This is a genomic window from Phenylobacterium sp. (genome assembly GCF_044371015.1).
Classification (GTDB): Bacteria; Pseudomonadota; Alphaproteobacteria; order Caulobacterales; family Caulobacteraceae; genus Phenylobacterium.
Window position 1 is genome coordinate 1 of the sequence record NZ_JBILUK010000107.1, and the last position, 10,624, is coordinate 10,624.

The 10,624-nt window shown below is 68.4% G+C and carries 11 protein-coding genes, 1 tRNA gene and 2 pseudogenes; 8 read left to right on the top strand and 6 right to left on the bottom strand.

All coding sequences use genetic code 11. The annotated features are described in order from the left end of the window. The 4 genes and pseudogenes from ACIQ3R_RS10385 to ACIQ3R_RS10400 all read right to left on the bottom strand — a co-directional run. Positions 1-748 (bottom strand): annotated as a pseudogene (locus ACIQ3R_RS10385) (NADH-quinone oxidoreductase subunit D); the annotation flags it as partial. After that, positions 748-1,368 carry an NADH-quinone oxidoreductase subunit C gene (locus tag ACIQ3R_RS10390; protein ID WP_397418132.1) on the bottom strand — a complete coding sequence of 207 codons (621 nt, stop codon included), beginning with the start codon at positions 1,366-1,368 and terminating at the stop codon, positions 748-750. The gene ACIQ3R_RS10390 and the pseudogene ACIQ3R_RS10385, both read right to left, overlap by 1 nt. After that, on the bottom strand, positions 1,365-1,946 hold the full coding sequence (locus ACIQ3R_RS10395; RefSeq protein ID WP_397418134.1) for a NuoB/complex I 20 kDa subunit family protein: 582 nt from the start codon (positions 1,944-1,946) through the stop codon (positions 1,365-1,367). Before ACIQ3R_RS10395 ends, ACIQ3R_RS10390 begins: the two co-directional genes overlap by 4 nt. Continuing rightward, positions 1,916-2,293: an NADH-quinone oxidoreductase subunit A gene (locus tag ACIQ3R_RS10400; protein ID WP_397418136.1), complete on the bottom strand. Its 378-nt coding sequence runs from the start codon at positions 2,291-2,293 to the stop codon at positions 1,916-1,918. The genes ACIQ3R_RS10395 and ACIQ3R_RS10400 overlap by 31 nt, the downstream gene beginning before the upstream one ends. A 202-nt stretch (positions 2,294-2,495) precedes the next feature. On the opposite strand from ACIQ3R_RS10400, the gene ACIQ3R_RS10405 reads away from it, so the two are divergent. After that, positions 2,496-2,572: transfer RNA gene (locus tag ACIQ3R_RS10405), tRNA-Asp, on the top strand. Between the two features lie 72 nt (positions 2,573-2,644). Next, a pseudogene (locus tag ACIQ3R_RS10410) lies at positions 2,645-4,436 on the top strand (DEAD/DEAH box helicase). Here ACIQ3R_RS10410 and ACIQ3R_RS10415 read toward each other — a convergent pair. Then, entirely contained in the window at positions 4,330-6,504 is a 2,175-nt protein-coding gene (locus tag ACIQ3R_RS10415) for a penicillin acylase family protein (RefSeq protein ID WP_397418138.1), read from the bottom strand. The pseudogene ACIQ3R_RS10410 and the gene ACIQ3R_RS10415 overlap by 107 nt on opposite strands. A 151-nt stretch (positions 6,505-6,655) precedes the next feature. On the opposite strand from ACIQ3R_RS10415, the gene ACIQ3R_RS10420 reads away from it, so the two are divergent. From ACIQ3R_RS10420 to ACIQ3R_RS10435, 4 genes are all read left to right on the top strand, one after another. Further along, the gene (locus ACIQ3R_RS10420) at positions 6,656-6,856 is read left to right on the top strand and encodes a hypothetical protein (protein WP_397418140.1); all 201 of its coding nucleotides are present in this window, start codon (positions 6,656-6,658) and stop codon (positions 6,854-6,856) included. A 96-nt stretch (positions 6,857-6,952) separates the two neighbouring features. After that, on the top strand, positions 6,953-8,044 hold the full coding sequence (locus ACIQ3R_RS10425; protein ID WP_397418142.1) for a hypothetical protein: 1,092 nt from the start codon (positions 6,953-6,955) through the stop codon (positions 8,042-8,044). A gap of 383 nt (positions 8,045-8,427) precedes the next feature. Beyond that, the gene (locus ACIQ3R_RS10430; protein ID WP_397418144.1) at positions 8,428-8,742 is read left to right on the top strand and encodes a hypothetical protein; all 315 of its coding nucleotides are present in this window, start codon (positions 8,428-8,430) and stop codon (positions 8,740-8,742) included. A 12-nt stretch (positions 8,743-8,754) separates the two neighbouring features. Next, on the top strand, positions 8,755-8,865 hold the full coding sequence (locus tag ACIQ3R_RS10435; protein WP_397418152.1) for a hypothetical protein: 111 nt from the start codon (positions 8,755-8,757) through the stop codon (positions 8,863-8,865). 334 nt (positions 8,866-9,199) lie between these two features. Here ACIQ3R_RS10435 and ACIQ3R_RS10440 read toward each other — a convergent pair whose 3' ends face one another. Further along, a complete protein-coding gene (locus ACIQ3R_RS10440; protein WP_397418146.1) occupies positions 9,200-9,670 on the bottom strand; it encodes a hypothetical protein in 471 nt (156 codons plus the stop codon). Positions 9,671-9,755: 85 nt separating this feature from the next. Here ACIQ3R_RS10440 and ACIQ3R_RS10445 point away from each other — a divergent pair, with 85 nt between their 5' ends. Further along, complete coding sequence (locus tag ACIQ3R_RS10445; protein WP_397418148.1) at positions 9,756-10,415, top strand: alpha/beta hydrolase; 660 nt, start codon at positions 9,756-9,758, stop codon at positions 10,413-10,415. Beyond that, a partial coding sequence (locus ACIQ3R_RS10450) for a DUF938 domain-containing protein (protein ID WP_397418150.1) occupies positions 10,412-10,624 on the top strand: 213 nt, incomplete at its 3' end. The genes ACIQ3R_RS10445 and ACIQ3R_RS10450, both read left to right, overlap by 4 nt.

The window sequence follows — 10,624 nt, forward strand, 5'->3', positions numbered from 1 at the left end:
CGCGGCGCAGGTCCCACGGAATGCCCGATCCGCGCAGCATCACGCCCGAGAACGAACGCGCGATCGCCTCCTCGCGGCTGACAACGCCGATGTCGACGTTGCGCTGCTTGAAGATGCGGTTGCCGGTAATCAGCTTATCGAGATCGGCCCAGGCCTTCTGGAACTCGTCGCACCAGTCGTCGATGTCGCGGATCAGCGCCTCGGGCAGATCCTGACGCACACCGCCGACGCGATAGTAGTTGGCGTGCATCCGCGCACCTGACGCGCGCTCATAGAACACCATCAGCTTTTCGCGCTGTTCGAAGCCCCAAAGCGGCGGGGTCAGCGCACCGACATCCATCGCCTGGGTGGTGACGTTCATCAGGTGGTTCAGAATGCGGCCGATCTCGTCGTAGAGCACCCGGATCAGCTGGCCGCGGATCGGCACTTCAAGGTCGAGGAGCTTCTCGATCGCCAGGCAATAGGCGTGCTCCTGGTTCATGGGCGCCACGTAATCGAGGCGGTCCATGTAGGGGATGGTCTGCTGATATGGCCGCGCCTCGCACAACTTTTCAGTGCCGCGGTGCAACAGACCAATATGCGGATCGACTCGCTCCACCACCTCGCCGTCCAGCTCCAGCACCAGGCGCAGAACGCCATGGGCCGCTGGATGCTGCGGGCCGAAGTTGATGTTGAACTTGCGGACCGGCGTTTCGCCGTCCGAAAGCGGCCCCGATACGTCCTTGGGGGGGGCGATGTCGTCGGCCATCACTTACCCTTCTCGTCGCCGGGCAGGACCGTGGCGGCAAAGCCGCGCTCTGCGCCCTCCCAGGGGGAGAGGAAGTCCCAGTTGCGCCATTCCACAGACTTCACGGGCTCATACACAACCCGCTTCAGCGTTTCGTCGTAGCGGACCTCAACATGGCCCGTCATCGGGAAGTCCTTGCGCAGGGGATGGCCCTGGAAACCGTAGTCGGTGAGGATTCGACGCAAATCCGGGTGGCCGTCGAAATAGATCCCGAACATGTCGAACGCCTCGCGCTCGTACCAGTCCGCGGCCGGGAACAGTCCCGTAACTGAGGGCACCGGCGTGTCCTCATCCGTCGACACCTTGAGCCGGATGCGCCGGTTCTTGGTCAGTGACAGCAGATGGTAGACCACATCGAAACGCTCTGAGCGCTCCGGATAGTCCGCACCGCACAGGTCCACCAGTTGCTGGAAACCCTGCACGTCACGCAGATAGGCCAGCGCCTCGACGACGCGATCGCGCGGTCCGGTCAGAGTCAGTTCTCCGAACGCCACATCGGCGCCGGTGACCACCCCCTTGGCCTCCTTGAGGATCGCCTTGCCGAGCTTGGATAGCTCGCTCGCAGCCGCCGGCCAGCTCATCGGGCGATGGTCCCGGTCCGACGGATCTTCTTCTGCAACTGCATCACGCCGTAGAGCAGCGCCTCGGCCGTCGGCGGACAGCCGGGCACGTAGATGTCCACAGGCACGATCCGGTCACAGCCACGCACCGTTGAATAGCTGAAATAGTAGTAGCCGCCGCCGTTGGCGCAGCTCCCCATGCTGATCACATAACGCGGGTCCGGCATCTGGTCGTAAACCTTGCGCAGGGCCGGCGCCATCTTGTTCACCAGCGTCCCGGCCACGATCATCACGTCCGACTGGCGCGGGCTGGCCCGCGGCGCGAAACCGTAGCGCTCCATGTCGTAGCGCGGCATCGACGCCTGCATCATCTCGACCGCGCAGCAGGCCAGGCCGAAGGTCATCCACATCAGCGAGCCGGTGCGCGCCCAGGTGATCAGATCATCGACACTGGCCGTCACGAAGCCCTTGTCGGCCAGCCGCTGTGAGACGCCGTCGAAGAACGGATCGTGCAGCTTGGGGTCATAACCCTCGACTGTGGAGCGGCCGGCGGCGCCCGCGGGAACGATCACTCCCATTCCAGGGCCCCCTTCTTCCACTCATAGATGAAGCCGACCGTCAGCACGCCGAGGAACGTCATCATCGACCAGAACGCAAAGATCGCCGTCTCTTGCGGCAGGTTCATCAGCGACACGGCCCACGGGAACAGGAACGCCACTTCCAGGTCGAAGATGATGAACAGGATCGCCACCAGATAGAACCGCACGTCGAACTTCATCCGCGCATCGTCGAACGCGTTGAAGCCGCACTCGTAGGACGAAAGCTTTTCCGGGTCCGGCGACTTGGGCGCCGCCACGAAGGCGAACAGAATGAACACCACGCCCAGCACCGCCGCGATTCCGAGGAAGATCGCGATCGGCAGGTACTCGAGCAGGAAGGAATCCATGGGGTCTCCGGGGAGTCGCGCGCCCTTCTAGACCGACCCGAGACGGGTTTCAAACGCCGTTCCGCATCGTTCCGGAGTTGAGATTCATTCGCGAAAAGAACCCCTCATCGAGCCCTTCTCGACGTTGGATTCCCCTAACGCCGTTGACACGATTCCGGGCCGCACATATGAGACGCGCCTTCGCGATGCCGGTTGGCTCCGCGCGGGTGTAGCTCAGTTGGTTAGAGCGCCGGCCTGTCACGCCGGAGGTCGCGGGTTCGAGTCCCGTCACTCGCGCCACATCCTGGCGGCGATCCCTGCCCGATCTCGCACAGACTGCTGAAGCCAGGCTCTGCGCCTGGAGCTATCCGCATGACCTTCCCAGCCACCCATCCCGCTCTGGCCCGCGCGCTCGAAACCCAGGGCTACAAAGAGCCGACGCCGGTTCAGGCGGCCGTCCTCGCCGCGCCGGCTGATCGTGATCTGCTGGTGTCCGCCCAGACGGGGTCCGGCAAGACCGTCGCCTTCGGGCTTGCCGCGGCCGTCCCGCTTCTAGGAGACGCCGAGCGCTTCGACCGCGCCGAAGCGCCCCGGGCCCTGGTGATCGCGCCGACCCGAGAGTTGGCCCTGCAGGTCAGCCGCGAACTCGGCTGGCTCTACGCTCCCACCGGCGCGCGTATCGCCACCTGCGTTGGCGGCATGGACCCTCGCGCCGAGCAACGTGCGCTGGCCGCCGGCGCGCACATCGTGGTGGGCACGCCGGGACGCCTGCGAGACCATCTGGAGCGGGGCAATCTCGACCTCTCGGCCCTCAAGGTCGTGGTCCTCGACGAAGCCGACGAAATGCTCGACATGGGCTTTCGCGAAGATCTCGAGGCCATCCTCGACACGGCGCCCACGGAACGTCGCACGTTCCTGTTCTCGGCCACCATCGCCCGCGAGATCGCGGCGCTGGCCAAGCGCTATCAGCGCGACGCCCATCGCATCGACACGCTGCGGCGCGACGAGGCCCATGGCGACATCTCCTATCGCGCTGTCCGTATCGCGCCGACTGAGATCGAGACGGCCATCGTCAATGTGCTTCGCTACTTCGAGAGCCCCGGCGCGCTGATCTTCTGCGCCACCCGCGAGCGCGTTCGCCACATGTACGCCGCCCTGCGGGAGCGGGGCTTCTCCGTCGTCCAGCTCTCGGGCGAACTGAGTCAGAAGGAACGGACAGACGCGCTTCAGGCCCTTCGCGACGGCCACGCCCGCGCCTGCATCGCCACAGATGTTGCGGCCCGAGGTCTCGATCTGCCGGACCTTGGTCTGGTGATCCACGCCGATCTGCCCGCCAACACCGCCGGCCTCCTGCATCGCAGCGGCCGTACGGGACGCGCCGGCCGCAAGGGCGTCTCGGTCGTCATGGTGCCCCACTCTAAACGCCGGGTCGCCGAACGCCTGCTGCAGGTCGCCGGTGTCGAGGCCGAGTGGTCCGGCCCGCCCCTGCCGGAAGAGATCCGCGCCAAGGATCAGGCCCGGATGCTCGACGATCCGCTGCTCAACGAGCCCCCCACGCCGGAGGACCTGGAACTGGGCCAGCGGCTGCTGGCCGATCGCAGCCCCGAGGCGGTCGCCGCCGCCCTGGTGCGCCTCTATCGGTCTCGCCTTCCGGAGCCCGAGGACATGCTGCCCGACCGGGGTGGCGAGCCCCGGCCGCTAAGGCCTGAGAGACAGGCCCAGGTCGCCGCCGCTGACGGCGGCTGGTTCCGCCTGCCCATCGGCCGCAGCAAGAACGCCGATCCGAAATGGCTGGTTCCCCTGATCTGCCGCCTGGGCCATGTCACCAAGAAGGACATCGGCCTGATCCGCATCTTCGACAACGAGACCAAGTTCCAGATCGCGTCAGACGTCGAGGCCAGGTTCACCCAGGCGATCCGCGCCGCCGCCGACACCGGCGAACTCCGCATCAACCCCTCCGCCGCGCCAGGCCCCGCGCCGCCGCGCTCAAGCGGTCCCCGCAAGCCCATGGGTCGGCCGCGCAAGCCCAACTCCGGGCCTCGATCCTAGGCGGCCAGCTACAGCCCCGGCCGATAGGTGCGGACAGCGTTCGCCGCCACCTGGTCGGGATGGAACCACACCTCGCGCAGGTCGCCCCGGGCATAGCGCTCGGCCTGGTCGTTGAAGTGGGGATCGCCGGCCCTTCCGCTTTGGCCGCCGGCGTTGATCGCCACAGCCCGCACGCGCGGACCGAATTCCACCACCGCCACGAAACTGTTTCCGCTGGTCCCGTAGTAGCGCTTCGTCCCGGGGTAGCGGCGCGAGGCGAATGAGGCGAGCGAGCCCCAGGCGCCTGCGGTGAAGGGCACCGCGGTTGAGGGGCCGTCGTCGCGGAAGGCCTGGACGATATCACCGCTCAGCCGCTGGAAGCGGTTGATCTCGCCCCAGGGCGTCTTCCAGTTTCCGAAGTCCGCCACCAGGCGATCCGACGCCTCGGCCAGGGCGGCCAGATGCTCGGTCGGCGCGATCCGCTCGACCATGTACTCGAACGGCTTCAGGCCGGATGTCTTGGCCAGCGGCGCCGCGCGGGCGTGAAGCGCCTCGGCCCAGAAGACGGCGAGCGAGGTCTCGGTCGACGTCGCGCTCCAGCGCCGGTCCCAGCCCTTGAGCGCGGCGACCTGCTCGGCCAGCCGGGCCCGCGTCTCCGGCGCCGCCGCATCAAAGGCCTCGATCAACCTGGGGATAAGGCGGTCGAAGGCCGGCAGATCGGGATCGTAGGCCGCCGCCCGCAGGCTCTCGACCGTGAACCCGCTCTTGCCCTCCAGCACGCGGACCGCATGGACACCGCGCGGCGTCGGGCCGGCGTCGTCCATGTAGCGTGAGAACACCTCACGGCGCGGGCTGTCCGCGCCCGCCGCCGCATAGGGCCAGTCGTTGGCGTTGTAGACCCAGCCTGCGCGGGGATCGATCACCTGCGGCAGTTCGGCCAGCGGGTGTACGCCGCGCCAGTCGGTTGCAGGATCGGAACCGTCTACGGGCTTGGAGTAGTCGAAACGGTCGTCACGCCGCGGCACGAACTGCGGGTGGAGATAGGCTGTGCGGCCGTCCGCGTCGGCGAACAAGGTGTTGTTGGAGGAGTTGGCCTGGAGCTCGGCCACCTTGAGGAACTCGGCCAGGCTGCGCGCCTTGGTCCGAAGGAACGACTGCTGCAGAGCCTCGATCGGGCGGTGCATCATCGAGAACGCGATCCAGCGGTCCCCTTCGGCGCGCACGATGGGCCCGTGGTGGGTGTGATAGGTCTGGAAGGTCCGGGTCTTGAGCCCGCCTTCGGCTGTTCTGTAGGCCAGTGTCACCGGCTTCACTGTCACCGGCCGGGCCTCGGGGCCATGGCGATACATCAGCGCGCCGGGCGTCCGGACGATGGTCTCGGCGAACTCGTCCACGACGTCGACGCCGCTGGAGGTGTGCATCCAGCCCGCGCGGTCATTGAAGCCCTGGTAGATGAAGAACTGGCCCCAGGTCGCGGCGCCGTAGACGTTGAGCCCCTCCCCGCTCGTCACCTGCATCTCTGAGCGGAAGAAGAAAGAGGTGTGAGGGTTGATCAGCAACAGCGCGTGGCCGTCGCGGGTGACCTTCGGCGACAGCGCTATGCCGTTCGAGCCGGGCGGATCGCGAAACGCTACCTCCATAGGCGCCGCCAGACGGGCCGTCTTCACGCCGCCATAGAAGGCCGCCAGTCCCTCCGGCTCGATCCGCTCGATGTCGCCGCCGATGCTGCCTTCGGTGAACGAGAGCGCCATCCAGGGCTCGAAGCGGGTGATCACCCTGGGCTTCACCTGCGGATGGGTCGCCAGATAGTGGTTCAGCCCCGCCGCCCAGGCGTCCATCAGCCTGCGCATCCAGTCCGGGCTCTGCTGGTACTTGGCCTTCAGGTCCTCGGGATCGACATAGAGCCGGGCCCTCAGATCCTGCCAGATCGCCTTCTCGCCCTCGGCTTCGGCGGTGCGGCCGAGCGCGGTCAGGTAGTTGGTCTCCACGCGGTTGAAGTCGTCTTCCGCCTGGGCGTAGATCATGCCGAACACCGCGTCGGCGTCGGTGGGGCCGCGCACGTGAGCGATGCCCCAGGCGTCGCGGGTGATGGTCACACGGGCAGCCTGAGCGCGCCATGCGGCTGGGTCGGACAGCGCCGCCGTCGGAGCCAGGACCAGGACCGCCGCGATCCAGGCCAACACCGCCAAAGCCACTCGCTGCATAAACGCCTCCCAGTCACCCGCGTCCAACTCGCCCGCCCGATGCAGCCTTGTCCAGCCCGCGCGCCGCTCCGGCTTTGACCTGCACAGGACTCAGGCTTTGTTGCCTGCCATTGAGGCTCCGGAACAGGAGCAGGGTGAGGTGTATTCTGTCATGACCGAGGCTACTTACGTCGCTTTCGTGCCGCGCGGCCTGAACAATCGACTGCGCTCTGTCCTCCAGACCGAGGACACCGGTCCGATCTCGTGGCGCGAGCGGCGGGTGCTGTTCGGCAGCGAGTTCTATTTTTCCGGCCCGCCGCGTCTGGCGCGGACGACCCACGCCTATGTCAGCGAGTGGGTGGTCGGCCGCTGATTGCGGCGTCTCTGGCGCGTTGCCGGACGGCCCGGTTTCTCGTAAACACGGTATGACGCCGCGCTTCAGACGCGGCCGCCGTCTGGGAGCAGAAACGTGAAACGCGCCGCCATCCTCGCCCTCGGAACCGCCCTTGGGCTGATGCCGTTCACCTACGCGGCGGCGGCCGATGCGCCTGCCGCCAAGGCCGGCAAGACCGCGCCCTACAAGGCGCCGCGCAACGCCTTCGGCCAGCCGGATCTCTCCGGCTACTGGAGCAACGCCACCCTGACGCCGATGGCGCGCCGGGCTGAGCACCGCGACCGCCTCGTGCTGACCGAGGACGAGGTCAAGAAGATGGAGGCCAACGCCGAGCGCGAGGTCGAGGAAGGCAACGAGCCCACCGACCCAGACGCCCCGGCCGAACACCGGGCCACCCCCACCGTCGTCCGGCCAGAGTTCGCGGCGGCCGGCGGCGACGTGGGCGGTTACAACCGCGGCTGGCTCGATCCCGGCAACCATGTGATGCGGGTGAACGGCGAGCCGCGCAGCTCGCTCCTGACCACGCCCAACGGCCTGCCGCCGCCCCGCAAGGCCGGCGCGCCCGCCCCGCCCCGCTTCGGCGGCGGCATGGGCGCCTTCGACAGCTATGAGACCCGCTCGCTGGGCGAACGCTGCATCCTGTCGTTCGGTCGCAACTCGGGCCCGCCGATGTTCCCCAACGGGTTCTACAACAACAACTATCAGGTGCTTCAGACGGCCGACACCGTGGTCATCCAGGTCGAGATGATCCATGACACGCGGGTCGTGCGGCTGAACGCCCAGCACCGGACCGACGGCGTGCGGCCCTACATGGGCGACTCGATCGGTCGCTGGGAAGGCGACACCCTGGTGGTCGAGACGGTCAACATCCCGCAGGCTCAACAGTTCATGGGCGCGTGGAAAGACCTCAAGGTCACCGAGCGCTTCACCCGCGTCGGCAAGCACCGGCTGCACTACGCCTTCCAGGTCGAAGACCCGACCGTGTGGGACAAGCCCTGGGGCGGGGAATACGAGTTCTCGCCGCTGGAAGGCATGATCTACGAATACGCCTGCCACGAAGGCAACTACGCCCTGCCCGGCATCCTGGCCGGCGCCCGGGTTGAAGAGGCCGAGAAGGCCGCCGCCGCGTCTGCGGCCAAGCCCCCGGCCGGCGCCTCGGCGCCCTGATCCGCTTCAGAATCCCGGCGGCCGCCCCCTTGCGGTCGCCGGATCTGTCCCCAGATAGGTCGAGCGGGCCGGGCCCCTCTGGCGACCTCGAACAGCAGGTCGCGATGTCGGATCGCAGCAGGCGCGTCGTCGTCCGCTGATCGCGACCTCCCCCCTGACCGATCGCGACGGCGGCGCGCCTCTACCCTGAGAGGAGGCGACCCAATGAGACCATCCCCCACCCCTTTACGTTCCAAGCGGGATCAGACCCTCGAACAGCGCGTAACGTACAACGTCATCATGACCCCCTGGGTCTGGGCGCTTTCTCCGGCCTGGGCGATGTGGGTCGAACCGCCGCCGCCGCCCCGCGGGCGCCGTGATGCGATGAACCCTCCGGCCCGCCGATGACCGCCGACCGCGGCCTCCGCGCTGCGCTCGCCGACCTCCGCGCCCATCCGGACCAGACCCACATCGAGACCCTGACCGCGGCCTGCCTGCTGGTCGCCAACGCCGACGGCTGGGTGACCGGCGAAGAACGGCGGCAGATCCTGCTCAGACTGCAGGGCTTCGCCCTGGGCGCCGGCCTCGACCTCAAGGCGACCATGGCGGCCTTCGACGCCCTTACCGCCGAATTCGACCACGATCCCGAGACGGCCGAGGCGCGCGCCCTGGCCAGGGTGCGGTCGCTGGCCGGCGCCGATGCGGGCCATGTGGTCTAAATCGCCTGCGCCATCGCCGCGGCCGACGGCGGCTTCGACGCCGCCGAGCGCGAGGCCGCCGCGCGGATCAGCCGGGCGCTGGGCCTGGCGCCGGGCCGGTTCGGCCTGGACGAGGCGCGATAGCCGCCCTCCCGCGCTGGCCCCGAAGCCGGCAGGCCGGGCCAGATGCCTCGAATAGAACCGATTGGACTCGCGTACTGGCGCGAGCGCACGCGCGAGCGCGGTCGTTTTCGAATTCTGGCGCATGGGGTGGTGCTTCCTGGCGGGACGGACATAGAGGTCCGAGGCCAGCCTGCGGACTACAGGGGCCTGGGATCGGGCGGAATGGCAGCGCCGGTCCCAGCGAGAGACTGCGCTGTCGACGGCGCGGTTCGCAGGACTGTAAGTCTGCACCCTAGCCTGTCCGGCTCGCCAGCGCAAGAACATTCGGAGAACATTCAGCCAGACTAAGCCGGTCTCAGACTTCCCGCCTCGGCTCCGGCGCCCGTTCGATCTGCGGCTCGCCGCGGTGCGATGCCCGTTCCCGACGCCGCAGCGCCGCCTCGCAGGGCGCACGGTCCAGGCTCACCCAGGTTCCTCCGGCGATGGATTGCGCGGCATAGACGATCCGGCCCCGGCAATCCTCGCGCGGGCACGCCGTCCTGGCGCCCCACCAGACCTGGTTGGGGCCATAGACCCGGACCAGGGAAGTCAGATTGACCCGCACCACCAGCCGGCAGCGCCGCGTCTCGGTGCACCGGCCCCGCAGCCGCCACCCCCGCACCAGCATCTCCGCCAGGGTCAGCGCCGTCAGATCCGACGGCGGGGCGCAGAGGACGTCAGGGGACTTGGTGGTCACTGGGGTGGGATAGAGCGAGCAACGAATGTTGGCAATATGTTCCGTTTCCGCCGCCGGGCCGTCGAACGCCGCCATGCGCTGCAAAGACACATGCCCCAACGCCAGGCGCCGGTTCCGTTGCGTTGCGCACGCTCAGCGGCTTGACCGAACGGCCGCCCTCCCCCACGCCTTGGGGATGACAGGTGCTTCTCTTCTTTCCGGGCCCGAGGTCCAGCCGGCGTCAGGCGGCGCGGCGCGGTCGATGGTGATCCTGCTGCATGGCTACGGGTCGAACGGAGAAGACCTCATCGGCCTTGCGCCCTATTGGCGCAGAGCCCTCCCCGATACGGTGTTCCTGTCGCCCAATGCGCCTCAACCGTGCCCCGGCGCACCGGACGGGTATCAGTGGTGGGGGCTGACCAGCTTCAGCCCGGAGGCGCGCGCCGCAGGCGTCCGCCAAGCTGCGCCCATCGTCGACGCCTACATCGACGCCCAGTTGTCGCGGTTCGGGCTCTTCGAAGACCGGCTGGCCCTCGTCGGCTTCAGCCAGGGCACGATGACCGCCCTGCATGTCGGCCCGCGCCGCGCGCGGCGGCTGGCGGGCATTGTGGGCTTTTCCGGCATGCTTGCCGACGCGCAGGCGCCCGCCGTCGAGATGGCCACGAGGCCGCCCCTGCTGCTCATTCACGGCGACGCCGATCCGATGGTCCCGGTGGCGGCCCTGGGGCAGGCGAAGGCCGCGCTCGAACCTCTGGGCTTCGAGGTCGCCACCCACATCTCGCCGGGCCTTGGCCACAGCATCGACGAGGCCGGCCTGCGGCTCGGCAAGGCGTTCCTGAGCCGCGTCCTGGCGTGAGCGAGGCTCCGCCGCCCGGCGCCCGGACTTCGCCGTCTACCGCGCGCAACCGCGAGCCCATTCTGCAGGTCCTGGCCCCACGCCTCGCCGCCGGCGCACGGGTGCTGGAGGTGGCCAGCGGCGCCGGCGAGCACGCCGTGTTCATCGCCCGCGCCCTGCCCCACGTTCGCTGGACGCCGACCGACCGCGACCCGGAGGCGCGCGCCAGC